This is a genomic window from Auraticoccus monumenti (assembly GCF_900101785.1).
Classification (GTDB): Bacteria; Actinomycetota; Actinomycetes; order Propionibacteriales; family Propionibacteriaceae; genus Auraticoccus; species Auraticoccus monumenti.
Genome location: NZ_LT629688.1, coordinates 2,638,595 through 2,662,592, shown reverse-complemented (window position 1 = coordinate 2,662,592; position 23,998 = coordinate 2,638,595). Strand labels below are relative to the sequence as shown.

At 70.1% G+C, this 23,998-nt stretch carries 23 protein-coding genes, 1 pseudogene and 1 riboswitch; of the genes and pseudogenes, 12 read left to right on the top strand and 12 right to left on the bottom strand.

Translation table 11 applies throughout. From position 1 onward, the window contains the following. The first annotated feature begins 52 nt into the window (after positions 1–52). Positions 53–619 carry a pyridoxamine 5'-phosphate oxidase family protein gene (locus BLT52_RS12375; protein WP_090594017.1) on the top strand — a complete coding sequence of 189 codons (567 nt, stop codon included), beginning with the start codon at positions 53–55 and terminating at the stop codon, positions 617–619. 238 nt (positions 620–857) lie between these two features. Here the strand turns inward: BLT52_RS12375 and BLT52_RS12370 are convergent, their stop codons facing one another. Further along, complete coding sequence (locus tag BLT52_RS12370; protein WP_231946292.1) at positions 858–1,568, bottom strand: HAD family hydrolase; 711 nt, start codon at positions 1,566–1,568, stop codon at positions 858–860. Between the two features lie 311 nt (positions 1,569–1,879). Here BLT52_RS12370 and BLT52_RS12365 point away from each other — a divergent pair, with 311 nt between their 5' ends. Beyond that, on the top strand, positions 1,880–3,106 hold the full coding sequence (locus tag BLT52_RS12365; RefSeq protein ID WP_090594015.1) for a hypothetical protein: 1,227 nt from the start codon (positions 1,880–1,882) through the stop codon (positions 3,104–3,106). 127 nt (positions 3,107–3,233) lie between these two features. On the opposite strand, the gene BLT52_RS12360 is transcribed toward BLT52_RS12365, so the two are convergent. The 7 genes and pseudogenes from BLT52_RS12360 to BLT52_RS12330 form a co-directional block, all read right to left on the bottom strand. Continuing rightward, positions 3,234–3,980 (bottom strand): glycosyltransferase family protein, encoded by a 747-nt coding sequence (locus BLT52_RS12360; RefSeq protein ID WP_090594014.1) that lies wholly within the window; start codon positions 3,978–3,980, stop codon positions 3,234–3,236. Positions 3,981–4,047: 67 nt separating this feature from the next. Further along, positions 4,048–4,719: a hypothetical protein gene (locus BLT52_RS12355; RefSeq protein WP_157677116.1), complete on the bottom strand. Its 672-nt coding sequence runs from the start codon at positions 4,717–4,719 to the stop codon at positions 4,048–4,050. Further along, positions 4,716–5,453 (bottom strand): hypothetical protein, encoded by a 738-nt coding sequence (locus BLT52_RS12350; RefSeq protein WP_090594010.1) that lies wholly within the window; start codon positions 5,451–5,453, stop codon positions 4,716–4,718. Before BLT52_RS12350 ends, BLT52_RS12355 begins: the two co-directional genes overlap by 4 nt. Before the next feature lie 224 nt (positions 5,454–5,677). Beyond that, positions 5,678–6,607, bottom strand: a complete 930-nt coding sequence (locus BLT52_RS12345; RefSeq protein ID WP_157677115.1) for a YaaC family protein — start codon at positions 6,605–6,607, stop codon at positions 5,678–5,680. A 272-nt stretch (positions 6,608–6,879) separates the two neighbouring features. Further along, positions 6,880–7,212 (bottom strand): hypothetical protein, encoded by a 333-nt coding sequence (locus BLT52_RS12340; protein ID WP_157677114.1) that lies wholly within the window; start codon positions 7,210–7,212, stop codon positions 6,880–6,882. A gap of 43 nt (positions 7,213–7,255) precedes the next feature. Next, positions 7,256–8,419: pseudogene (locus BLT52_RS12335) on the bottom strand (IS3 family transposase). 46 nt (positions 8,420–8,465) lie between these two features. After that, a complete protein-coding gene (locus tag BLT52_RS12330) occupies positions 8,466–8,981 on the bottom strand; it encodes a transglutaminase-like domain-containing protein (protein WP_157677113.1) in 516 nt (171 codons plus the stop codon). Between the two features lie 257 nt (positions 8,982–9,238). Between BLT52_RS12330 and BLT52_RS12325 the strand changes: the two genes are divergently transcribed. Together BLT52_RS12325 and BLT52_RS12320 are read left to right on the top strand one after the other, a co-directional pair. Further along, entirely contained in the window at positions 9,239–9,730 is a 492-nt protein-coding gene (locus BLT52_RS12325) for an NUDIX domain-containing protein (RefSeq protein WP_090594003.1), read from the top strand. 91 nt (positions 9,731–9,821) lie between these two features. Then, a complete protein-coding gene (locus tag BLT52_RS12320; RefSeq protein WP_157677112.1) occupies positions 9,822–10,706 on the top strand; it encodes an aminoglycoside phosphotransferase family protein in 885 nt (294 codons plus the stop codon). A gap of 453 nt (positions 10,707–11,159) precedes the next feature. Here the strand turns inward: BLT52_RS12320 and BLT52_RS12310 are convergent, their stop codons facing one another. After that, complete coding sequence (locus BLT52_RS12310) at positions 11,160–11,705, bottom strand: hypothetical protein (RefSeq protein ID WP_090593997.1); 546 nt, start codon at positions 11,703–11,705, stop codon at positions 11,160–11,162. Positions 11,706–12,236: 531 nt separating this feature from the next. Then, the gene (locus BLT52_RS12305) at positions 12,237–12,854 is read right to left on the bottom strand and encodes a riboflavin synthase (protein WP_090593995.1); all 618 of its coding nucleotides are present in this window, start codon (positions 12,852–12,854) and stop codon (positions 12,237–12,239) included. Between the two features lie 268 nt (positions 12,855–13,122). Beyond that, a riboswitch (FMN riboswitch) is annotated at positions 13,123–13,251 on the bottom strand. Between the two features lie 173 nt (positions 13,252–13,424). Between BLT52_RS12305 and BLT52_RS12300 the strand changes: the two genes are divergently transcribed. From BLT52_RS12300 to BLT52_RS12285, 4 genes are all read left to right on the top strand, one after another. Continuing rightward, the gene (locus BLT52_RS12300; RefSeq protein WP_090593993.1) at positions 13,425–14,750 is read left to right on the top strand and encodes an NAD(P)/FAD-dependent oxidoreductase; all 1,326 of its coding nucleotides are present in this window, start codon (positions 13,425–13,427) and stop codon (positions 14,748–14,750) included. 52 nt (positions 14,751–14,802) lie between these two features. Further along, positions 14,803–16,287 (top strand): cytochrome bc1 complex cytochrome b subunit, encoded by a 1,485-nt coding sequence (qcrB, locus tag BLT52_RS12295; protein ID WP_231946291.1) that lies wholly within the window; start codon positions 14,803–14,805, stop codon positions 16,285–16,287. Between the two features lie 122 nt (positions 16,288–16,409). Beyond that, positions 16,410–16,988 (top strand): copper resistance CopC family protein, encoded by a 579-nt coding sequence (locus tag BLT52_RS12290; RefSeq protein ID WP_090593990.1) that lies wholly within the window; start codon positions 16,410–16,412, stop codon positions 16,986–16,988. Continuing rightward, entirely contained in the window at positions 16,981–18,711 is a 1,731-nt protein-coding gene (locus tag BLT52_RS12285) for an L-aspartate oxidase (protein WP_090593988.1), read from the top strand. Before BLT52_RS12290 ends, BLT52_RS12285 begins: the two co-directional genes overlap by 8 nt. Before the next feature lie 156 nt (positions 18,712–18,867). Here the strand turns inward: BLT52_RS12285 and BLT52_RS12280 are convergent, their stop codons facing one another. Together BLT52_RS12280 and BLT52_RS12275 are read right to left on the bottom strand one after the other, a co-directional pair. Beyond that, the gene (locus BLT52_RS12280) at positions 18,868–19,692 is read right to left on the bottom strand and encodes an NAD-dependent epimerase/dehydratase family protein (RefSeq protein WP_090593986.1); all 825 of its coding nucleotides are present in this window, start codon (positions 19,690–19,692) and stop codon (positions 18,868–18,870) included. A gap of 70 nt (positions 19,693–19,762) precedes the next feature. Then, positions 19,763–20,509: an SDR family oxidoreductase gene (locus tag BLT52_RS12275; RefSeq protein WP_090593984.1), complete on the bottom strand. Its 747-nt coding sequence runs from the start codon at positions 20,507–20,509 to the stop codon at positions 19,763–19,765. A gap of 148 nt (positions 20,510–20,657) precedes the next feature. Here BLT52_RS12275 and sigJ point away from each other — a divergent pair, with 148 nt between their 5' ends. The 4 genes from sigJ (at position 20,658) to BLT52_RS12255 (ending at position 23,956) form a co-directional block, all read left to right on the top strand. Beyond that, a complete protein-coding gene (gene sigJ / locus BLT52_RS12270) occupies positions 20,658–21,557 on the top strand; it encodes an RNA polymerase sigma factor SigJ (protein WP_090593982.1) in 900 nt (299 codons plus the stop codon). A gap of 71 nt (positions 21,558–21,628) precedes the next feature. Further along, entirely contained in the window at positions 21,629–22,738 is a 1,110-nt protein-coding gene (locus BLT52_RS12265) for a lipocalin-like domain-containing protein (RefSeq protein WP_090593980.1), read from the top strand. 156 nt (positions 22,739–22,894) lie between these two features. Further along, positions 22,895–23,335: a carboxymuconolactone decarboxylase family protein gene (locus BLT52_RS12260; protein ID WP_231946290.1), complete on the top strand. Its 441-nt coding sequence runs from the start codon at positions 22,895–22,897 to the stop codon at positions 23,333–23,335. Positions 23,336–23,518: 183 nt separating this feature from the next. Next, positions 23,519–23,956, top strand: coding sequence for a hypothetical protein (locus BLT52_RS12255; RefSeq protein WP_090593977.1), 438 nt, complete (start codon positions 23,519–23,521; stop codon positions 23,954–23,956). The last annotated feature ends 42 nt before the right edge of the window (positions 23,957–23,998 follow it).

Below are 23,998 nucleotides of genomic sequence, written 5' to 3'. Positions count from 1 at the left end.
GACCTCGGCCCGACCCTTCCCGTGCGTCGGCCGCCAGGCATAGCCTGCGGCCATGAGCGTCCACCGTGACCGGCCCACGATGCCCGACGGGTACGGCGTCCCGGAGAGCGCCGACGGCCTGCTGGAGTGGGCGACGGTCGAGCAGCAGCTGGTCGGGGCCAGGCACGTGTGGCTCAGCACCACCCGTCCGGACGGACGTCCCCACGTGGTGCCCCGGTGGGGGGTCTGGCTGGACGGCCGGTACTTCTACGACGGCTCGCCCGAGACCGTGCACGCCCGCAACCTGCGCACCAACCCGGCCTGCGTGCTGCACCTGGAGAGCGCCACGGAGGTCGTGGTCGTGGAGGGCACCGCCGCGCCGAGCGAGCCGATCACCGGCGAGCTCGGGGAGCGGCTCTCGGCCGCCTACCGCGCGGCCTACGGCGACCAGGGCTACGAGCCTGCTCCCGACGCCTGGTCGGGCCCGGACGCGGGTGGCATGTGCGTGCTGCACCCGGTCTCGGCGCTGGCCTGGCGCCGCTTCCCCGCCGACGTCACGAGGTTCCGGTTCGCCACCCCGCCGGCGGCGCCGGCGAGCTCAGGCGACCGGCAGGGCGGGGATCCGTCCTCCGGTGCCTGATGGGCCGGCGTCACCCGTTCGTGTCGTCCTCCAGGGCGCCTGATCACCCGGGCACGAAGCCGACCTCAGAGCCCGGTCAGCTGCACAGCTCGACGCTTGGGCACCCGGGGTCAACGGCCGAGCTCACCGGGTGGTGGGCTGGGCGAGCGCGGCGGACCGCTGCTCTGCGCACCTTGCTACCAGTGGCAGTGGCACGTGGGCGGACCCACGCTCCGTCCACCTCGGTGATGCGTGAGCCTCAGCTAGGTGCAGGGGTTTCGATGGCCTGCAGGAGGTCACGGAGTGAGCTGATGCGGGGCCGGTAGTCCGTAGGGCCTTGGTCGTGACGGTCCAAGAAGGCGGCCCGCAGCCCTGCTCCTTCAGCACCTTCGACATCGTGGGCGAAGTTGTCCCCGACGTAGACCGTCTCAGATGGGCTGACTCCCAGGTGGTCGCAGACCGTCAGGTAGGTCTTCGGATCTGGTTTCGCCACCCCCAGGTCGTCGGTGGCCCAGACGGGCCCGACTAGTTGCAGCAACGCGATTCGCTCGAGCTTGGCCAGCTGTTGCTGGCGTTGGCCGTTGGTCAGCACCGCCACCTGGTAGCCGGCGGCGCGCACGGCTCGCAAAGCGGGCGCAGCATCGGGGAACGCCGACCACGACCGCTGGCAGCAGTCGAGGTACACAGCGAACAACCGGTCCAGCTCGGCCTCATCATCCGGGGCCTCCACCCCGACGAGGGGGAGGTAGTCCCGGAGCCGCCGGCGGCGCTGCTCCTGCCAGCCGCAGGCCCCGGACGCCCAGCTCTGCACATGGCGGTCCTCGGCAGCGAACCACGCTGCCTCCAGGTCAGCGGTGGACTGGGCCCCAAGCTGCTCGGTGAGACCTGCCACCCCTAGGGCGGCTGACGCCTGGTGATCGAACAGTGTGCCGTCCAGGTCGAAGATCACCGTGGTGATGGAGGCGTGCACCTACGTCAGGCTAGCCGCCATCGACCCTTGCCAGTCCACGAGCCGATCCCCTACTGACACACGGCGGCATCGCGCTCCTGGGCGCCTCTCAAGTCGCCTGCTCGAAACCCCTGATCCAAAGAAAGTGGCGGGGGTCACACGACTTTCGAGCAGTGGTTCTGACCCAGCGTATCGGCGACCCGCCGGGACCGCTCGAAGACCATCGTCACTGAAGCGGTGCAGCTGGATCAACCGTCTACCGATGCAGCGGTGACAGCAGGCCAGCAGTACGTTGACCAAGTGAGTTCCTCAGCAGCACCTGAGGAACCCCGATGAGCGGACGACCGACACTGCCGCCGACCCTCGCCGCGGCCCGGGGTGCCCTTGCCCCGCTGGTCCTCGGCGTGGTGCCGGAGCGGATCCGCAGCCGCGCGCTGCAGGGCACCGACCGGGACGACCTGGCCCTGGTCACCCGGGGCCCGTTCGGGACGCTGCTCGGGGCCGGGCTGCAGGTCGGGTCGGAGGTGGTGACGGTGACCGCCGGCCTGGCTCGTGAGTGGGGAGTGGAGGCGACCGCGGTGCTGACCGCAGCGTTCGAGGACAGCCGGTCTGTGCTGGGACGCACCCGGCTCGAGCTGGTGCAGCCGGGCACCTACCGCTCGGTCGACCCCGAACTGCCGGCCTGGCTGTTGCACACCGACCTCGTCGCCGACCGGGTGGTGGTGCCGGGCGAGCGGCTGCTCCTCGTGCCCACCGCCGACTGCGCGCTCCTCACCGGGACCGGAGACTGGGACGGCCTTCGGACGGTGGCGGAGCTGGCCAGCCGTGAGCTGAGGGACCACCCGCAGCACGCCGTCAGCCGCGAACCGCTGGTGTGGCGGCACGGGGGCTGGCAGCAGGCGGACTGGCCCTCGGGCCGCGAGGCGGCCGCAGTCGACCGGGCGCGGGCCGAGGCCTTCGCCCGCGCCCGCGGCGACCTGGTCGACGACTACTCGCGCGCCTGCGAGATGGTGCGACCCTCGGCGCGGGCGGGTGATCTCCCGCTCCGGCGGTACCGCGAGGGGCGGCCGGTGGCCACCGCGGAGCTGGACGGCTGGTTCCAGCTGGCGGCTCTCCTCGGCGACGTCGGCATCGCCGCAGAGGTGCGGGCTACCGCGCGGGCGGCTGAGGATGTGCGGCTGGGGCAGGGCGTCGGCGGCCTCGCCGGTGCCGCTCCCTCCCACGCCCCGGAACAACTGCTCGCGACCCTGCTCGACCGCAGAGGGGTGACCGTGATCGTCGACCGCGGGTCGCATCCGGCGGCGGTCGCGGCGGAGGTCAGCGACTCTCCGACGGCGCAGGCGGCCGGGGTGAGGATCGAGCTCGACCCCGACCTGCGCGGAGCGGTCGAGATCGCCGAGGCCGTCTCGGTACAGCTGCGCCCAGCCGGGTGGAGCACTGCAGCGCTGGGTGACCTGGACTCCAGCGTACGGCTCGTCCATTATCCGAGCTGGAGGGCCGATCAGGTGCGAGCGGCGCTCGACCTGATCGGCGACCCGATGCTCCTCACCTGGTTCTGAGCGAGTCGGACGAAAACCAACCGACGGGCATCTCACCGAAGTCTCGGAGTGAGGACAGCCGCCAGTCGAAACGCCCGTTGAGGGATCCCTCAGTGAGACTCGCTTCGGCGCAGGGGCGTGTTTTGGCCTATCCGGTCCTGAGACTTTGGAGCCAGGCGTCTCGTCGGGCTTCCTTCTGTGGGATCAGCGAGCTGGACTCGTCCGGGTAGGACACCGCGAAGGCGTGCATGATCAGCGCGTCGGCGATGACGTGGCTGGCGCCGTGGGTCCGCATGACCATCGTGGCCAGGCGAAAAGTGTCGAGGTACCGCTCCTGGCCGATGAGGTGCTGCGTCGCGCCCGACAGGCCGACCTCGTCGACCACCCGGCGGAACAGGTCTGTATTGCGAACCAGGGCGCACGCGGGATGGAGCCGGTCTCGGTAGATCTCAGGATTGGCAGCCAGGTCGGGCGCCATCTCGGTCTCGCCGTCCCACGACATGCGCGGGCCGGCCCCGAACGTCGTCGGAGTGCGCTCCAACTCCTCTTGCAGGGTGCGGATCGTTCCGGGCCTGGTGAAGCAGACGTCGGCGTCGAGGAACAGCACGTAATCAAGTTCTGCGTTCCTCGGGTCGAGTACGAACTTGCTGAGCACCTGACCGTGGGAGTTCGTGGTTGTTGTGGTGTCGAACCCGGACTGCTGAATCTCCGCACCGTACTGTGCCGCCGCGTCCAGCATGGCGGACCGATCGTCGATCGAGGCGTTGTCGTAGACCGTCAGGCGGCCGAAGCCAGGGTTCTGGACGAACAACGAGCGGATCAACAGCTCAGTCCAGGCGGAGGTGTTGTGGTTGACGACGACCGCACCGATCTGAGCATCTAACTGGGAGCGCACCGTCCATCCCTAGCACCCCAACCAGCCACATCGCGATGGATTGGGCCACCGCCCGGTGATGGATCCCTCAGCGTGCCGCCGTAGTTGGGCTGAGTGGCTGGTCCAGGACGTCGTGGAGCAGGTGGGCCATCCGGTCCAGTGGTGCCTGGTCGTAGTCAAACAGGTACTCAGGTGGAGGCGGGCGGGTGTCTCGGTCGTACCAGGCGATCCCGCCGCGTCCGACCCGTTCGGCCAGCGCGCTGTGCGGTGGCCAGGAGTTGATGGCGGTCTCCCACACGCGGCTGTCCAGGGTGTAGGACGTGTTGCCAGTGCTCGCGGCGGTGACCTCACCGATGCGGAGGTAGCGCTGTCCGGGAAGGGCGCACTCATCTGGGATATTGGGCATTCCCCGCAGCTGCAGCCCCTGGCGCGGTGTCTCGCGTGGGTAGACGAAGGCCTCGATGTGGGCGTAGCAGTCGGGTGCGATCACCCAGCCGGCTGCCCACCGTAACCCGTACCGGTGCCGGAGAACGGCGCGGCGCAACAGCCGGGTGGCGCCCCACATGGGTTGCTCGACCCAGGAACGCAGGTCCTCCAGGGCGGCCAGCCACGGGTCGGCGTTCAGCGAGGGCGACATGACGGTCCACCACGGCTCCTCACCAGGGCGCACGGAGGGGTCTTCTGGTCGAGGTGGACGCGCACCGGTCCACGGAGTGGTCACCGTGCCGGGGTCCCCACTCCACACGATGCCGTCCTTCACCCACCCCTGCTCACGCCAACCTCTGACGTCAGGACGGTTGAGCAGCACGACCTCCTCAGCCGCCCGCCGCACTGACAGGCTGATGCCCCCAGGCCGACCTCTGAACCAGGGTCCTGCTGGACGATCACACCTACCGGCCCGAAACCCGGGTGAGCGAGCACGCAGACGAAGCGGCCGGGATCGAGCGGCCAGGCCCCCAGAAGGGCTGACCGCTCGAACTGGCGCCGACCGGCCAGCAGCCACAAGAACCGCTCTAGCTGGTCCAGCGACCACGGCTCACACGGCTCGAGCTCGCCCACTTCCTCAACGAAGGCGTCACTGAGTGGCGGCAACCACAGTGTCGGGCCTCCTTTACGCAGCGGCTGGAAGTACGAGAAACTGCCATCGGTCAGCAGCAGCCGGAAGTGACGCTCCCGAGACGCCCGAGGCCAGCCCTGACTCCACCTCTTGGTGAGGTGCTGCAACATGGCTCGCACCGCGGCTTCTCCTGGTGGGAGGTTGCGCCACGGGTGTGGGGCGCGGGAGCTGCTTATCGCCTCGCTCAGCTGTTCGACTAGGGCGATGAACGCGTCCATCTCGAAGTCGAGAAACACCGACGGCGAGGACGGGTCGAAGTCCACCGGTGCGCTGCCGGCGGTCTCAGCAGCAGGGCCGTGCACGACGAGCCCGTCCTCCAACTTTGCCAGCTCGCTCACGAACAGCGTCAGCAAGGCCTGCGAGTCCAGATTATTCACCTACCCACAGTGTCAGAGGCTTCCGAGGACCAGGAAGAACCGCACTAGCAAAAAGGACTGACGGCGCTGCAATCGAGCAAACCAAACTCGACCGAGACTTGCATACGGCAGGCCGACGCCACGCACGGTGAGGGATCGGCTACCGGACGTCTACTGGCGATAGGTCCATGTGCCTCTGATGATGGTCGCCGTCCGCTCAAGACCGACCTTCCCGTCGACTTCCCTTAGTGCTCGCCCGCTGACGAACAGACCTCGTGGATGGCCTCGAGGAGGAGGGCGTGGCACCTCGACGGGGCGTCCTCGAGGACGTCCTGGAGCTGCACAGCGAGCGGGCTGGAGTCGACGTCGAGGTCCTTGGTCCAGCCCTCGGGCTCGTAGCGGGCGCGGATCGAGAGACTGAAGAATAGGGCCCACCAGAGCACCAGGGCGTTTGGCTTCGGCAGGACCCCACCGATCTGAGGAAGGATCCAGGTATTGTAGCCGATTCGGGCCTGGCGCGCTTCGAGGTGTGCGACGGCCGCCGTGTGCTGTTCGCGGGGGACGGTGACGGCGAGGTCAACCCACGTTTCCCTGGAGTGCTTGAACAGGAACTTCGAGCGGTCTTCTAAAGGTAGAACTTCGAATGGGTACGGGCCGTAGTTCGACCGCACGTAATCCGCCACGTCCCCTTGGGTCGGCAAACGGTCGCCGACGTCGCTGCCCAGAAACCCCAAGGTCATGACGGCCATCTCAGAGTTGATGGAGTGGTCCAGGATGCAGCCCGCGGTGACAGCGGGTGGTTGATCCGAGCCGGCCAAACGTCGCTGGAAGAGATGCGGGTTGACCGCCCACAGCTGCTCAAAGGTGACGGGAGCCTGGAACTCCGTGAAGTCGCAAAGGTGGCAGAGCGCCGCGAACATGCCTGTGCCGGTGGCCTCGACCGACATGGACCTGAGCGAGCCACGCAAGTTCCGCTCACGAAGCCCATGGCCCTTCGTGCGGAAGTCTCGATCGGCGATACTCGGGGCACAGGCGAACAGCGCCCTAACGCCCTGGGCAATGCCGTAGAACACCAGCATCGGGCGGACGTCGGCAGGCGTCTGCGAAGCGGCGTTGAGCAGCTGCTCGGACTGCTCCAGCGCTGAACAGAACACCCTCCGGCGCTCACCCTTCATTGCCTGCCCTGGTGGCGCAGCCCGCATGGCTCTGAGTTGCAGGCTGTCTCGCAGATCGGCGTCTAGGGGCCGCGAGCCGGTAGCAGACACGAGTATGACCATGAGGAAGTATCTGTCAGATCGCAATGGCGTAACGCAAGTACGCGGAGCGTGGACGACGCCAGCGACCTGGCGGGCGCACGAGCAAATGGCCCACCGTGGCCGAGTCCGTAGGTCGATGATGGGGCTGAGTCAACAACGTGCTCCCGTACGACGGTCCCGTTACGGATCCGCTACCGGGCGGCCGGGATTCCGGACGTCGAGTGAGAGCCGAGTGAGTATCCAGCAGCTTCGTCGAGCCGAACCAATCGTGGTGGTTCACCGCGGGGAGAGAACTGCTGTACCTGGCCGCCTGGTCGAACCCGAGGATCAGTGCGGTGGATGTACTCCAACCGCCTCTCGGCATCCACGTCCTCGGCATCGGCGCGCACGACGAGGTCGGCGAGCTCGTCGCCCAGCTCGACGTCCATCGTGCGGCCTGGCAGCGGCATCGCTCCCCAGTAGTCCCACAGGAGCAGCTCGTCACCGAAGCGGTGGGCGACGTCCATGATCAGGTAGGTGAGCACGAACCGAGGTCGGGTCTGCTGCACCGATAGGTGACAGTGGTTCTCAGGCGGCGAGTGCGACCTGAGTGCTGTTGATGGTCTCGTACTCGATCGGGGTCAGTCGACCCAGGCGGGCTTGTCGTCGGCGGCGGTGGTAGGTCTTCTCGATCCAGGTGATGATGGCCAGGCGTAGCTCGGCACGGGTGGCCCAGCAGCGCCGGTCCAGCACGTTCTTCTGCAGCAGTGAGAAGAAGGACTCCATCGCCGCGTTGTCACCGGCGGAGGCGACCTGGCCCATCGACCCGACCAGGTGGTGGCGGCGCAGCTCGTCTAGGAAGCGTCGGGAACGGAACTGCGACCCACGGTCGGAGTGGACGACGCAGCCGTTCACCCCACCGCCGCGGCGGGCCACTGCTGAGGCAAGCGCGTCCACGGCCAGCTGGGACCTCATCCGGCTGCTCATGGAGTAGCCGACGATCCGGCCCGAGAACACGTCCTTGATCGCGCAGAGGTAGAGCTTGCCCTCGCCCGGGGGGGTGCTCGGTGATGTCGGTCAACCACAGCCTGTTCGCAGCGGCCGCGGTGAACTCGCGCCGGACCAGGTCGTCGTGGGCCGGCGGGCCGGGCTTCTTGCCGTTGGCTCCACGCTTCTTCCCGAACACGCTCCACCAGCGGTTGGTCGAGCAAATCCGCCACACTGTCCGGTCACAGGCTCGGTGACCCCAAGCGCGGGCTTCGTCACCGAGGAGCCGGTGACCGAACTCCGGGTCGTCGCGGTGGGCGTCGAACAACGCGTTGGCCAGGTGGGCCTGTTGGAGCATGCGGGGCGTGATCGGTGCAGCGAGCCAGCGGTAGTAGGGCTGGCGGGCGAGTTTGAGTACCCGGCACGTCACCGTGACGGGGATCCCGTCGGCGGCGAGCTCGCGGACGAGCGGGTACATCATTTTCCCGGCAGGTTCGCCTGAGACAGGTAGGCCGCAGCCCGGCGCAGGACCTCGTTCTCCTGCTCCAACAGCCGATTGCGACGGCGCAGCTCTTTCAGCTCGGCCGAGTCTGTCAAGGTCGCGCCCGGTCGGTGGCCGTCCTCGGCGTCGGCCTTGGCGAGCCAGTTCCGCAGGCAGGACTCGCTGATGCCGAAGTCTCGGGCGATCTCGGCGATCGGAGCCTCGCCGCGGCGGGCCACCGCCACGACATCGTCACGGAACTCCTTGGGGTGGGGTCTGGGCACAGTGCACATCCTTCCAGCGGTGCCCTCTGGCACCACAGATCAGATGTCACCTACTCGTGCAGCAGACCCGTCCCATGAATTCCGCTGCGGGGAGGCGGACGCCGAGGTCGTCGATGGATCGGCCGTGCTGTCGGTGACCGATCCAGGCGGCCGCAGCCGTCAGGAAGGGCGAGTCGAGGGCGGTGCTGATGTCGTGCGGGTCCGCCAGCGTCTCTCGGGGTCCCTCGAGCCTGGGGTCGAACCGGACCCATCGACCGCCCAGCCATGCCTCGGCGACGACGTGATCCTGTCGTCGGTCGCCGTGGAAGTACTCAGCGAACCCGAGACGGCTCCGTGCGGGAACACCGTGCTGGCGCAGGATGCCGACCGCGAGCAGCACTTGGTCACGGCAGCAGCCCTGGACCCTGTCGGCCTCGGCGCGCTCGTGCTGCAGCGGCTTCCCGTGTCGTTGTTGATCGATCTCGAGGATCCTGCTGAGCCAGCGAGCGTTGATGTCGTCGTTGCTGGAGGCGGGCAACGGGCCGCTCGCGAACCAGTAGTGGGCGATCAGGTTCCGTGCCACCGCGCACACGCTGGCGAGGTCCCTTGGCACGTCCGCCAGCAGATCGGCGTAGCGCCCCGGGTTGGAGTAGGCCGAGTGCCTCGAGAAGTGCGGCGCCGGCTCATGCCGAACACGAGACTGGGATTCCCCTGGATCTGTCGATTCCATCCACTGACCCTAAGCGAGCAGCTTCGACGCTCGCGGTTCTTAGGGCGTAGAGGGCTTGGCTACGGGCGTCGCGAGTCCGGCAGGGGGTGTGCCGTGCGAGGGTTCTCAGCATGTCTTCGATGGAGCAGGACTTCTTCGACGTGGTCGCCCAACGACGGTTGGTTCGGCCCTCCGTGCGAGCGATCATCTTCTCCAGCGACCTCCAACGTGTGCTGGTCCAGCGGCCCAGTGACTCACCCGGCACCAACTACGCCTTCATCGGTGGCGAGTACGAGATCGGCGACACCTTCGAAGCGCGGTTGCGTGCCGAGATCGAGGAGGAGACCAACGCGCGGCTGGTGAGCTGGGAGTACCTGTTCGTGGTCGAGAACCGGTTCATGGCTGGTGACAAGCAGATCCACGGGTTGGAGCACTACCTACGCGCGACCATCGACCGCGAGGACGTCGAACCCCGGGAACCGCACCTGGTCCAGGAGTGGCTCCCCGTTGCCGACGTGACCTCGGTCGTCCTCCGACCCGTAGCAGTGCGTGACCTGATCGGTGCTGAGCTGGCAACTGTCCGCCATCTCGTCATCGACGGGTGGTCGTCAGACCTGACCTAGCAGTAGCCGCCTACCTGGGCAGAGAGCTCGTAGCTGAGGCCTCCGGTCGCCGATCCCTTGCCGGGATGCAGTCGGCGGTAGCGTCGAACTTGTGTCGTACAGCCAGGAGCGGGTGCAGGGTGCGGCTGACCACTGGGGCCTGGTGATCGGGGAGCCCTTGACGGGTGGGTCCCGGTCGGCCGTCTTCGCCGCACGCGATGCTGGAGGCAGCGACGTCGTGCTCAAGCTCCCTCCCACCCGCGACGACGGGCGCGGCGCAGCCTCTGCCGAGGCCGCTGCGCTCAGCTCGTGGGCTCGAACGGGTGCAGCGATCACCCTTCTGGACGCCACCGACGATGCGCTGCTCCTGGAGCGCGCACGACCGGGTGCCGGTTGGCCGTGGGGGTCACAGAAGGCAGCTGTCGGGCCCATGGTCGACGTCGCCGGGGAACTGCTAAGCCGGCTGTGGTCGGCGCCGACGCCAGCTCACCAGCTGCCGACGCTGGACGAGGTGTATCCCGAGCACGAGCGGGTCGCTCGTGGGGACGCGGCCCTGGAACAACGTGAGCGCGGCGAGCCAGATCGCGGCCTCCTGGGGCTGCTGCGCCTTCCGGACGCCCGGGCAGCAGCGGACCACCTGTCTCACACGACGCGCGAGCCGAGGCTGCTCCACGGAGACTTCATCACCAAGAACGTGGTCAGCTCCGCCGACAGCCCAGTGGGCTGGGTCGTGCTAGACCCGCTACCCGTGATCGGGGATCCCGGCGCTGAGGTGGGTGCGTTCGCGGCCTACCAACCTGCCGAGCTGATCCTGCCGGTGGCGGAGTCGCTGGCCAGACTGACCGGAATTGAGGTGAGGCGTTCCCTGCGGTGGACGGCAGTCTGGACTGTTCACCAGGCGGCACAGGCGTGGCGGAAGGACCAGGAAGAGGTCGACACCCTGATCGCCTCGGCCACGGTGCGCGCGCTGCTGATCCCTGACGGACCTGCACGTTAAGCGATCCCGCTACGGACGTGCCTCAACGGCCCATGGCGGCCACACAGTGCGCGGCGCGGGTGGATCGATGCCACGTAGGCGGACGTGGTGACGTTGTCGTCGGTGCGAATGGTGGCCCATAGGCTGTGGGGGCGCTGCTTAGAGTGCTGGTCGATCCAAGCGAGCACCTCGTTGAGGTCGGCTTCGGTGAGTTCCCACTCGTCGGAGCTAGATGGGCTGTCCCAAAAGAAGACCCGGTAGCTCGGGTCGTCCACCTCGTGGGTCTGGTCGCGTGGGTCGATGGGCGTGGCTTGCATCGAGGCAACCTACGCCGTGTGGCAGTGAGGTGGCGCACACGGTGAACCATCGCTCATCTGTGCGGGGCTCGGACGTGCCGCCGCTTTGGCTCCAGCGCTTCGTACCCAGCAACAGGCGCGGCTGGTGGGGTGAACGTCTCCGTGAGACGCAGCGACGTCATGTCTGAGGGTTGGCTCCGTCTAGTGACCAGTTCATCCGGTACTCACGTCGGACCTGGACATCGTGGCCTACCTCGCGGTCGATGCGATCAGCCAGCTCGTCACCCTGGATGAGCCAGCGCTCCTCGTCGGTCACCTGCCAGCCCTGAGCCCACCGCTGCAGCGCCTCACCGAGCTCTACGCTGAGCTCGAAATCTTCGGGGCTCGCGGTGTAATGGTCGGTAAATGACTCCCAGAGTGGATGGACGCGGCCGTAATCGCAGAACATTCTGAGCACTCGGCGGCCGTTGGGCAGTCTCGGTGGCTGCTGCTCGATCGAGCGCCTCATCAGGAACCGCTGCTCCATGTCGCGCCGGCGATAGCGCTCCACCGAGGAACTCGGAGCCTTCAGGTAGTCCATACCCACGAGCCAGGCAAGCTGCTGCTCGTGCCGGCCAGGAAGAACGGTCAACAGGCTCCACAGCGCATCATCGCCGGCAACAATCTCCGCTGTGTTCAGGATCCCTGACAGGTCAACGTCGTTGAACCAGTCGTGTTGCTCCACAACTGCTTCGGGGCCGCGATAAAAAAAACACGCGGTAGTGCGTGACGTACTGGTGGGGTACGTCGTCGGCGGCGTACGAGAAATTCTTGGCCACGCTAGGAGGCTAGTACGCGGACAGTCCTCATCCGTTGGCGCTCGCACTAGCGGCGCCCGCAAGCCGGTCCCTCACCGGGACGCCTCTTCCCAGGCTCGGCTCATGACGGGCAGCCGAGCCGGCTGCGGAACTCTGATTCCCGTAACACCCGCCCGCGAAAAAGCCCGGTCTAGGCCCCTCAAACGCAACAGGCCAGCACGCTGATCGGCTACGCCCGGGTGTCCACCACAGGGCAGGGCCTCCCCGCCCAACGAGACGGCCGCCTCGCCCTCGGCGCTGAGCACATCTACGTCACCCACAGACTCACCGGCACCCACCGGACATCAACTTGGCCTGCCCGAGGCTCTAGCCGCCTCCCCCGGGGCGACACAGAGCTCGGGTGTGGAGTAGTCATCACCCAACCTGAGGTACCAGAACGAAACGACGTAGTCGCCTAGTCATCGGGTCGCTTCGGCGGGCGCCGCACCGGGCAGGTGGAGCAGCCGATCGACGTACTTGGCGATGACGTCGACCTCGAGGTTGACCGGGTCACCCGGCTGCTTGGTGCCGAGGGTGGTCAGGGCCAGGGTGGTGGGGATCAGGGAGACCTCGAAGAAGTCCTCCCCGACCGCCGACACCGTCAGGGAGACCCCGTCGACCGTGATGGACCCCTTCTCCACCACGTAGCAGGCCAGACCGGCGGGCAGCCCCATCCGGACCACCTCCCACCGGTCCCCCGGCGTGCGGGACACGAGGGAGGCGGCGCCGTCGACGTGGCCTTGGACGATGTGGCCGCCGAAGCGGTCGGTGGCCGCCATCGCCCGCTCCAGGTTGACCGGGTGCCCGACGGCCAGGGCGCCCAGGCTGCTGCGGTGCAGGGTCTCAGCCATCACGTCGAAGACGACGACGTCCTGGTCCACCGCGGTCACGGTGAGGCAGACCCCGTTGACCGCGATCGAGGCGCCGTGGACGGCGTCGGTGCTGACCTCCTCCCCGCGGACCCCGAGGACGGCCGAGTCGCCCTGGTGCTGCAGGTCCACGACCTGGCCGAGCTCTTCCACGATTCCGGTGAACATGTTCAGGACCTTCCGTCGGTGAGAGGGGTGGCCCGGACCCGCAGGTCCGAGCCGGCGAGGTCGAGGGCACGACCGACCAGCCTCGACGGCTGTCGCGATCATCAGACGGTCCCCTCGTGCTCGGTCCAGCTGGACGAGCTCCGGGACGACGGTCAGCCCAGCGTCGTCACCGCGCACATCGGTGCGCCGGACGACCTGGACCCGCAGACCGCACCGCACTGCTCAGGGCCCGCTCGAGCGGCACCTTGGCGGTCTGGTCAGACCTGCGCACGTGCTACCTCCCATCCGGACTTTCACCGTCGGTCCTGGAGTTCCACCAGGTCAACCGGCTGCTGGCTGCAGACGGGTCGCGGACTGCCACCGCCGGCTCGGAGTTGCACCGACCCCGGAGCACGGAGCCACCGGTCTGCCACCTCACCGAAGAGGCCTTCCGCGCTCGAGTTAGGCCCAAGCAGCACCAGCAGAGGCCCGGAAACGCCGCTCACCGGACCCTCCTCGCGGCCTGCTCACACCCCGGCGTGCTGCCCGGTCCTCCTTGCTGAGGCGTCGTCGAGAGAGCGGGAGGTCCTGATGCCCAGGGTGCTGGTGGTGGGTGGCGGGTACGCCGGGTTCTACGCGGCCCGGCACCTGGAGAAGGGGCTGCGCAGGGGCGAGGCGGAGGTCGTCGTCGTCGACCCGCGGCCGTACATGACCTACCAGCCGTTCCTGCCCGAGGTGATGGCCGGCTCGGTGGAGGCCCGGCACGCCGCGGTGTCCCTGCGTCGGCACCTGCGGCGGACCACGGTCCTCGCCGGATCGGTCACGGCCATCGACCACGCCTCGAGGTCGGTGACCGTGCACCCCGTGGAGGGGGACGACTACCCGCTGGGCTACGACGTCATCGTGGTCACGGCCGGGGCGGTGACCCGCACGCTCCCCATCCCGGGGGTGGCCGAGCAGGCCATCGGGCTCAAGCACGTGGAGGAGGCGGTCGCCATCCGCGACCGGCTGCTGGTGGCCTTCGACCGCGCCTCGGGGCTCCCTCCCGGACCTGAGCGGCGCCGGCTGCTGACCGTCACCTTCGTCGGCGGTGGTTTCACCGGTGTGGAGGGGTTCGGTGAGCTGCTGTCCCTGGCCACCGCCCTCCTCGAGCGGTACCCGGAGCTGAGCGCGGACGACCTGGGCTTCCACCTGGTGGAGGGCAGCGGCCGGATCCTCCCCGAGGTCTCGGCCGGCCCGGGAGCCTGGGTCGTCCGCTCGTTGGAGGAGCGGGGGGCCTCCGTCCACCTCAACACCTTCCTGCAGTCGGCCGAGGACGGCCACGTCGTCCTGTCCGACGGCACGGAGCTCGACTCCGAGCTGCTCGTCTGGACGGCGGGCAACGGCGCCAACCCCGTGGTGGCCAGGCACACCGACCTCCCGGTGGACGACCGCGGACGGGTGGTCGTCCGAGCCGACCTGCGGGTCGGGACGACGGCCGAGCCGGTGGCTGACGCGTGGGCGGCCGGGGACGCCGCCGCCGTGCCCGACCTCGCCGTGGGCACCCCGGGCGCGTCGACCGTGCCGAACGCCCAGCACGCCGTCCGTCAGGGCCGACTGCTGGCCCGCAACATCATCGCCGCGCTGCAGGGCCGCGCGCCACGGCAGTACGTGCACCACAGCGTCGGTGCCGTCGCCACGCTCGGTCTGGGCCGGGGCGTCTTCGAGTCCGGTCCGGTGGTGCTGAAGGGGTTCCCGGCCTGGGTGGTGCACCGCGGGTACCACGCGCTCGCCGTCCCCACCTGGGAGCGGAAGATCCTCGTCCTCGCCGTCTGGCTCGTCGCCCTGGTCTTCGGCCGGGACATCGTCTCCCTCCAGTCGGTGCAGCGTCCCCGTGACGCCTTCGTCCACGGCGGGGTCCCCGATGCTCACCGCTGATCGCGCCTCGGGACACGGAGCCGCACCGAAGCGGTCGACCACCTCGGTCCGCGTGGACGACACGGCCGGTGGCCGCCTCGGCCGTCTGGTCGCCCGGCTGCGGGCCCGGGCCGTGCCCAACCGGTGGTCCGGCTACCTCGGCGTGGTCTCGGGAGCGAGCCTCGGAGTGCTCTTGGTCACCGGCGTGGTGCTGATGGTCTTCTACGACCCGTCCAGCGCCCTCGTCCGGTACCACGGCAGCTACGAGCCGTTGCGGGGCGTGGAGGTGTCGGAGGCGTACGCGTCGACCCTCCGCATCTCCCTGGACCTGCGGGGTGGGTTGGTCCTGCGCCAGGCCCACCACTGGGCGGCGCTGGTGCTGCCGGCGTCGGTGCTCCTGCAGCTGGCCAGCCTCTTCTTCACGGGGGGCTTCCGGCGGCCGCGGCAATGGGGCTGGGTGCTCCTGGTGGGCGTCCTCCTGCTCGCCATGGTCAGCGGCTGGAGCGGGTACGCCCTGCCGGACGACTCCCTGTCCGGGACGGGGCTGCGCATCGTGCAGGGCGTGGCCCTCGGTGTCCCCGTGATCGGCACCTGGGTGACCTTCGTCCTGTTCGACGGGGAGTTCCCCGGCCGGATCATCGAGAACCTCTACCTGGTCCACCTGGCCGCGCCTGCCCTGCTGGTGGTGCTGGTGGTGGTGCGGCTCCGGATGGCCTGGCGGGACGGGCCGGCGCAGCTCCCCGGTCCCGGCCGCTCCGAGAGCACCGTCGTGGGCCTGCCGTTGTGGCCCGCTGCGACGGTCAGGGCGGGCGGGATGTTCCTCATCACGACCGGCCTCCTGGTGCTGATGGCCGGCACCATGACGATCAGCCCCGTCTGGCTCTACGGCCCCGCCTCACCCGCCGCCGCCTCGGCGGGCAGCCAGCCCGACTGGTACATGGGCTTCCTCGACGGGGCGCTCCGCCTCGTCCCGCCCGGGTGGGAGGTGGTCTGGCTCGGACGGACGTGGACCCTCGCCGTGCTGGTGCCGCTGGCCGCCGTCGGGGTCTTCTTCACCCTCCTGATCAGCTACCCCTTCCTCGAGAGCCGGCTGACCCGGGACCGCCAGGAGCACCACCTGCTGGACCGACCCCGCCACACGCCGAACCGGACCGGCACCGGTGCCGCCGGCATCACCTTCTACGGCGCGCTGTGGGCCGCGGCGAGCGCCGACGTGATCGCCACCCAGTTCCACGTGTCCTTCGAGGGCGTCATCTGGGTGCTGAGGGTCGTCACCGTCCTCGGACCGCTCGCGGCCTTCGTGATCGCCCGTGGTGCCTGCCTCGCCCTCCAGGACGACGACCACGAGCTGCTGGCCCACGGGGCCGAGAGCGGCAGGGTCGTGCGGGACCCGGGCGGGGGCTACTCCGAGATCCACCGACCGGTCGAGGGTCGACGCCGCCTCGGGCTGACGCGCCCCGAGACCTCCCCGCACCCGGTGCTCGACGGCCCGCCGGCCCCGCAGGCCGCCGACGCCGACCAGGAGCCGGCCGTCCCTGCCGCGGGCCACCGCAGGTGACGCCGTCGGGTGCCGCCTCCCGCCCCAGCGCCCCGCGCGCCACGTCCTGCACCCCGCGCCCCGCCGGGCAGCCCGGTCCCCACCAGCACGACCCACGTCACCGTCCCAGCGAAGGAAGTCCGATGCACCCCACTGAGCGACCCTCCGAACACCCCCGGCCGCGTCTGCTGGTGGCCCTCCTGCTGTCCCTCGGCCTGGCCCTGACGCCGTCCGCGCCGGTGGCACGGGCGCACAGCGCGCTGGAGTCCAGCACCCCGGGAGCCGGGTCGACCATCGAGGCGATGCCCGCCCAGCTGGAGCTGGTCTTCAGCGAGGAGGTGCAGGAGGTCGGCGCGGACGTCGTCCTCGTCGACGAGCAGGGCGACAGCTGGACGGCGGGGCCGGCGGAGGTGGACGCCGTGGTCGTCACCTCCCCGGTGGAGCCCGACGTGCCCGACGGCCGCTACGAGATCCGCTGGACCATCATCTCCGTCGACGGCGCCCCGATGGCGGGAGACGTGCGATTCGTCCTGGGGGACGAGGTCGACGACGTCCATCCCCTCGACGTGGTGCTCACCGCCCAGGACGCGACCCGGGTCCTGGTCGGCGCGCTCGCCGTCCTCGTCGCGGTCCTCGCCCACCTGGTCCACGGGCTCCTCACCGTCTACGGCTCCCATCCGACGACGGCCGGCACCGGCCAGAAGGAGAACCACCATGAGTAGCACCGAGCGCCGCCTGTCGACCACCGTCCTGGTGATCGGCACGGGCGGTTCCGGCCTGCGGGCCGCGATCGAGCTCGCCGAGCGCGGGGTCGACGTGATCGCCGTCGGCAAGCGGCCCCGGCTGGACGCGCACACCTCCCTCGCCGCCGGCGGCATCAACGCCGCCCTCGGCACGATGGACCCGGCCGACTCCTGGCAGCAGCACGCCGCGGACACGATCAGGGAGAGCTACCTGCTCGCCCACCCGCACACCGTCGAGGTCGTCGCCCGCGGCGCGGAGGAGGGGATCCGCGACCTCGAGCGCTACGGCATGACCTTCGCCCGCGAGTCGGACGGGCGGATCTCGCAACGCTTCTTCGGTGCCCACACCTGGCGTCGCACCGCGTTCGCCGGCGACTACACCGGCTTGGAGATCCAGCGCACCCTCGTCGCGCGCGCCGAGCAGCTGCGGGTGCGGATCGTCGACGGCATCCACATCACCCGCCTCCTGGTCGCCGACAACACGGTCTTCGGCGCCTACGGCTTCGACGTCGCCGACGGCACCCGCTACCTGGTCCACGCCGACGCGGTGATCCTCGCCGCCGGCGGGCACAACCGGATCTGGCGGCGCACCTCGTCACGGCGTGATGAGAACACCGGCGACTCCTTCCGCCTCGCCGTGGACGCCGGCGCCCGACTGCGCGACGCCGAGCTCGTGCAGTTCCACCCCTCGGGGATCCTGCAGCCGGAGAACGCCGCGGGCACCCTCGTCTCCGAGGCGGCACGCGGCGAGGGCGGCATCCTGCGCAACGGACTCGGGGAGCGCTTCATGCAGCGGTACGACCCCGACCGGATGGAGCTGTCCACGCGCGACCGGGTCGCGCTGGCCGCCTACACCGAGATCACCGAGGGACGCGGCACCGAGAACGGTGGCGTCTGGCTCGACGTCTCCCACCTCCCTCGCGAGACGATCATGCAGCGGCTCCCGCGGGTGTACCAGACGATGATGGAGCTGCAGATGCTCGACATCACCCGCGACCCCATCGAGATCGCCCCGACCGCGCACTACTCGATGGGTGGGGTCTGGGTGCGCCCGGAGGACCACGGCACCGACGTCGACGGGCTCTACGCCGTCGGCGAGGCGGCCAGCGGGCTGCACGGGGCCAACCGGCTCGGTGGGAACTCCCTGATCGAGCTGCTGGTCTACGGACGGATCGTCGGCCGGGCCGCCGCCGACTGGTCCGCGTCCCTGACCGCGCAGCGTCGGTCCCCCGCAGCCGTCTCCGGTGCTCGCGCCGAGGTCGACGCGCTCCTGGACTCCGACGGCACCGAGAACGTCCGCGCTCTGCAGCGGGCCATCCGCGACACGATGACCGAGCACGCCGGCGTCGTCCGGCACGAGACCGGTCTGGCCGCGGGCCTGGACGACATCGCCGAGATCTCGGAGCGGCTGGAGCACATCGGCATCCACCCCGACATCGCCGGGTACCAGGACCTCGCGCACGCGTTCGACCTCAAGGCCTCCCTGGTCGCCGCGCGCGCCACCCTGGAGTCGGCGAGGGAGCGACGCGAGACGCGAGGGTGCCACAACCGCAGCGACCACCCCGACCTCGACCCGTCGCTCCAGGTCAACCTCGTCTGGTCCCCGTCCAGCGGCGTGGTCCACGAGGGCATCCCTCCCGTCCCCGCGGAGATCTCCGCCCTCATCGGGGACGTCTCCACCACGGGCAAGCTCGTCGAGTAGCCGCCCACCCCACCGCCAGCTCCGCCACACCCGTGCCGTCCTCGGAGCCCGAGGACGGCACCGGCGTGCACGGGGCGCGCGACCCGCAGGCAGGAGGGCGGGGGCACAGCCCGGGGCTGGGCCCCCGCCCGTCGCGCGCTCCCGCCCGTGCCCGGGTCAGCGGCGGGGGAAGCCGTCCCGCCACGTGACGTGCTGGGGCACCCACCCGGCGGCGCGCGCCTTCGCGTTGGACACCGCGCGGCCGCGGGGGGCACCCTCCGGGAGCCCGGCGACGTCCGGGGTCGGAGCACCGAGCCCCCCGGCGTAGGTCGGCAGCCACTCCGTCGCGGGCGCCGGCTCGTCGTCGACGACGTTGTAGGCCCCGTCAGGCCACCCGATCGCCTGCACGGTGGCAGCGACCACGTCGTCGATGTGCACGAAGGAGGTGATCGCCGGCGTCGCGGGCACCAGACCCGCCACCACCGCGTTCGCCATCCTGGCCCCGGGGGCGTACCAGGTGTCGGGACCGTAGAGCAGGCCGTAGCGCAGCAGGGTCGCGCGCGGCATCCGGGTCACCAGGCGCTCCATCGTCTCGACGTCGGAGCCGGGCTCGACGGGGTCGTCCTCGACGGCAGGGGCGTCCCCGGCGGTGTACGCCCCGGCGGTGCTCTGCGCGATCATCCGTCCCACGCCGGCGGCCTCGGCGGCAGCGACGAGGTTGGCGGTGCCCGCGCGCCGGAGCCGTGCGTTGGCCTGGGCATCGAAGTCGCCCAGGTCCGTCAGCTCGTGCAGGACCAGGTCCGGTGCGGCCTCCGCGACCGCGGTGGCGAGCTGCGGCCAGTCGTAGACGTCGACCACCACCCCCTGCGCGCCCCGCTCGCGGAGGTAGCGCAGGTCCTCGGCGCGACGGGTCGTCGCGGTGGTGTCGTGGCCCGCCTCGACGAGCCGTGGGATGAGCCGGCTCCCGATGACGCCGGAACCGCCGGCGAGGAAGATGCGCATGGTCGCCTCTCTCGTGGGTCGTCGATGCAGCTCGCGGCCTGGTGGCCGCCGGTGGATCAGGGGACCAGGGTCAACCGGTCCGCCTGCTGAGCCACTCGTCGAAGGTCTGCCGGCCTTGACGCGTCCCCGGTCCGGGGAGCAGCGTCCCGTCGCGCATGCCGCTCCCCCAGCCGCCGGGCAGCGGCACCTCGATGACGGCGCGGGTCCGGCTGGTCGCCGCGAGGTAGCGCCGCACCAGGTCCGCCACGTCCTCCTCACGCGGTCCGGCGAGGTCGGGCTCGAGCCCCCGCGGCTCACCCGAGGCGATCGCCACGAGCTCCCTGGCGACCTCGCTCGCCGCGACCGGCTGCGACCGCATCGACGGGACGACCTGGAAGGGGCCCACCCGGCCGCGTCCGAGCAGCTGCACCGCGAACTCGTGGAACTGCGTGGTCCGGATCAGCGACCACCCCCCAGCATGCGCCTGGACGATGTCCTCCTGGGCCACCTTGCCCGCGTAGTAGCTCGCGTCCAGCTCCCGGGCGCCGACGATCGAGATCGCGACGTGGTGCGGCACCCCGGCCGCCCGCTCGGCGGCGAGGAGGTTCCGGGTGACGGTGCCGAAGAAGCGGGTGGACACCCTGGCCGACGTGGTGCTCCTGCTCGAGGCGTCGATGACGGCCGACGCCCCGCGCAGGACGTCGACCAGCCCCTTCCCGGTGACCAGGTCCACCCCGGATCCGCGGCTGATCGGCACGGGTTCGTGCCCTGCCCCGCGCACCGCGTCCACCACCTGACGGCCCAGGGCGCCGGTCGCCCCGGCGACGACGATCTTCATCACCTCACCGACCGGGACCCGGCGGGAGCGTGCGGGGGCTGGAGGATCTGTGTGGTCACAGGGTCAATGACCTGGGAACGGACGCAAGTGTGAGCCACCACCTCACATCCCGGCCGGCTGTGCGGTCTGATGGAGGAGGAGGATACCCATGACACCCGACGAACGTGATGCCCTGCAGGCCGAGGTGCTCGGTGAGCGGCGCCACCTGGTCTCGCTCGCCTTCCGGATGCTCGGCACCGTCGCCGAGGCCGAGGACGCCGTGCAGGAGACCTACATCCGCTGGTACCGGATGAGCGAGGACGAGAGGGGCGCCATCGAGGTGCCGCGCGCCTGGCTGACCCGCGCCGCCAGCCGGGTCTGCCTCAACGTCCTGGCCTCCGCGCGACGCCGTCACGAGCGCTACGTCGGCGAGTGGCTCCCCGAACCGGTCCCCGCCTACGCGTTCAGCGCGGCGAGCTCACCGACGGACCCGCTGGAGCAGGTCACGCTCGACGACTCGGTCAGCACGGCGCTGCTCGTGGTCCTCGAGTCCATGACGCCGGCCCAGCGCGTCGCGTTCGTCCTGCACGACGTGTTCGCGATGCCCTTCGACGAGATCGCCCAGGTCGTCGGTCGGACGCCGGCGGCGTGCCGCCAGCTCGCCACCGCGGCCCGCCGCCGCGTCCAGCAGAGCCGCAGCCAACGGGCCTCCCGCTCCGACCACGACGCCATCGTGCGGGCGTTCGCGGCCGCAGCGCGAGGTGGTGACATCGCCGGACTCGTCTCCGTGCTCGACCCGGACGTCGTGCTCCGCTCGGACGGCGGTGGCATCATCACCGCCGCCCGCAACCCGATCCTCGGGGCCGACAAGGTCGCACGCTTCCTGCTCGGCGTCCTGCGGAAGAACCCGAGGGCCGCGGTCCTGGAGCAGGAGACCCCCGACGGGCTCGGCTTCGCGATGTGGGACGAGGGACGCATCATCGGGGTGGTCACCCTCGACGTCGTGGCCGGTGTCGTCACCGACGTCCGCATGATGATGAACCCCTACAAGCTCACCCTGTGGAACTGACCTCACACACCGAGGGGTCATCCGGTCCTCACGTCGACGGCGCTCCGGTGCGCCGCGAGGGGAGAGGGACCGTGGTCAAGGCCCACACCGCGAGCATCGCCGCCCGCGACCAGGACTACCGGCGGATCGGCATCGACCGCGACACCGTCCGCAGCTGGGAGGACGGCGCCCGCACCGACGGCCGCCGTGGGACCTACGAGTGGTGGTACTTCGACGCCCACCTCGACGACGGCGCCAAGCTGGTGGTCATCTTCATGACCAAGGACCTGTCCGCGCCCGAGAAGCCGCTGAGCCCGATGATCCGGATGAACCTGGACCTGCCCGACGGCCGTCGCCTGGACGTCATCCGCGACTACCCGGCGGACACGTACACCGCAGCCACCGGGCGCGCCGACGTGCGGATCGCCGGCAACAGCTTCACCGGTGACCTCACCTCCTACCAGATCGATGTCGCCGTCGACGACGTCCAGGTCCACGTCACCCTCGACGCCCAGATCCGTCCCTGGCGGCCGGAGACCGGCCACCTGGTGTTCGGCGAGCAGCGGGCCCAGGAGTTCTGCTGGCTGCCGGCGGTGCCGCAGGGCTCCGTCCAGGGCTCCTACGAGGTCGGGGGTGTCCGCACCGAGGTGACCGGGACCGGGTACCACGACCACAACTGGGGCAACGTCGGGATGATGTCGATCATCAACGACTGGTACTGGGCACGGGGCGCAGCCGGCCCGTACTCGGTGATCGCCTCCTACATCACCGCACACCGGAAGTACGGCTACGAGCCGATCCCGATCTTCATGCTCGCCCGCGACGGCGAGGTCGTCGCCGACGACGCCGGCTCCGTGCACTTCCGCACCGATGAGGCGTACACCGACGAGACGACGGGGAAGCCGGTCGCGAGCACCACGTCCTACACCTACGACGACGGCACCGACCGGTACGTCGTGACCTTCAGGCGGGAACGCGATCTCGTCGCCAGCACCTTCCTGCAGGAGCTGAGGGGGTGGCGGAAGATCGCCGCACGCCTGATCCGCCTCGACGGCGCCTACCTGCGCTTCGTCGGCGAGCTCACGATCGAGCGGTGGTCAGGAAGCACGCTGGTGGAGTCGTTCACCGACGAGGCGATCTGGGAGCTCATGTACTTCGGGCACCCGCGTACCGACGTCACCACACCGGTACGTCCCGGCTGAGCACCACGGCGTGAGGGGCCCCGCTCGGCGGACCTCGGCGTGAGGTGGGTGGGCAGCAGCAGCGTCTCCCGCGCCACGGACGAGCCGGCCCCGGCCCAGACCACACCCACATCGACACCGTCGACCCGCACATCCACACAGGAGGAGGAACAGATCATGCCCGCGAGAATGCGTCTGGAGGAGGTCGCCCCCGAGGGCTACCGCACGGTGATGGAGCTGCACGCCTACGCCCGGGCGACGGTGGACCCCGTCCTGCTGGAGCTCGTGAAGCTCCGCGCATCGATGGTCAACCGCTGCGCCTACTGCGTCGACACGCACAGCACCGAGGCGACCGAGGCCGGGGAGGACCCGCGGCGGCTGTTCGCCCTGGCCGCCTGGCGGGAGACGCCGTTCTTCTCGGCCCGGGAACGTGCCGCCCTCGCCCTCACCGACGCCGTGACCCGCGTGGCGGACGCCGGCGTCCCCGATGACGTCTGGGACGAGGTCACCAGGCACTTCACCGAGAAGGAGGCGGCCGATCTCGTGATGGCCATCATCATGATGAACTCCTTCAACCGCATCGCCATCAGCACCCGGAAGGTGCCGGCCGTGCCATGACCCTCCGCCCCACCGGGCACGGGAGCGGCCGGCACCGGGCGGGGCCGGGCGGGCCTCAGGACGTCACCGGGCGAGGTGCCTCACGAGGGAGGACCCTGCGCGGTCATACCCACCAGCCGCCGCTGCCCGGCGGCGCCGGACCGCGGGGCGTCACCGCCTCCCACCGATCGAAGGAGAACCCTCGTGACCAGATTCATCAGGGTCGGGCTCGCCGTCCTGCTCCTCGACCAGCTCGTCGTCGGGGCATGGAACGCGATCTCGCCCGAGACCTTCTACCGCTACTTCCCCACCGCCGACCTGACCCCGCCCTTCAGCGAGCACTACGCCCGCGACTTCGGCGGCGCCACCCTCGGGATCGCGCTCCTGCTCGGCATCGCCGTCGTCCGGCCGAGGGCGCACTTCGTCATCCCCGCCGCCCTGGCCTACTCGCTCTTCTCGGTCCCGCACTTCTTCTTCCACATCGCCAACCTCGGAGGTGCCACCGTCGGTGAGGCGATCGCCCTCACGACGGGGAACGCCGCGGTGGCCCTGCTCGGGATCGCGGTCGTCCTGGCGACGATCGCCCGCGACCGACGCGTCGCCCGGCAGCAGCCCGGACCCTTCGTGTACCCGTCCAGCTGAACCTTCTCGAGGTGAGCCAGGGGGCCTGGCGACGTGCCCGGA

Bases quoted from the DNA above. Each gene is read 5' to 3' on its own strand.
- BLT52_RS12375 (WP_090594017.1), top strand. From the start codon at position 53: ATGAGCGTCCACCGTGACCGGCCCACGATGCCCGACGGGTACGGCGTC.
- BLT52_RS12365 (WP_090594015.1), top strand. From the start codon at position 1,880: ATGAGCGGACGACCGACACTGCCGCCGACCCTCGCCGCGGCCCGGGGT.
- BLT52_RS12345 (WP_157677115.1), bottom strand. From the start codon at position 6,607: ATGAAGGGTGAGCGCCGGAGGGTGTTCTGTTCAGCGCTGGAGCAGTCC.
- BLT52_RS12325 (WP_090594003.1), top strand. From the start codon at position 9,239: ATGTCTTCGATGGAGCAGGACTTCTTCGACGTGGTCGCCCAACGACGG.
- BLT52_RS12305 (WP_090593995.1), bottom strand. From the start codon at position 12,854: ATGTTCACCGGAATCGTGGAAGAGCTCGGCCAGGTCGTGGACCTGCAG.
- BLT52_RS12300 (WP_090593993.1), top strand. From the start codon at position 13,425: ATGCCCAGGGTGCTGGTGGTGGGTGGCGGGTACGCCGGGTTCTACGCG.
- BLT52_RS12290 (WP_090593990.1), top strand. From the start codon at position 16,410: ATGCACCCCACTGAGCGACCCTCCGAACACCCCCGGCCGCGTCTGCTG.
- BLT52_RS12285 (WP_090593988.1), top strand. From the start codon at position 16,981: ATGAGTAGCACCGAGCGCCGCCTGTCGACCACCGTCCTGGTGATCGGC.
- BLT52_RS12280 (WP_090593986.1), bottom strand. From the start codon at position 19,692: ATGCGCATCTTCCTCGCCGGCGGTTCCGGCGTCATCGGGAGCCGGCTC.
- BLT52_RS12275 (WP_090593984.1), bottom strand. From the start codon at position 20,509: ATGAAGATCGTCGTCGCCGGGGCGACCGGCGCCCTGGGCCGTCAGGTG.
- sigJ (WP_090593982.1), top strand. From the start codon at position 20,658: ATGACACCCGACGAACGTGATGCCCTGCAGGCCGAGGTGCTCGGTGAG.
- BLT52_RS12260 (WP_231946290.1), top strand. From the start codon at position 22,895: ATGCCCGCGAGAATGCGTCTGGAGGAGGTCGCCCCCGAGGGCTACCGC.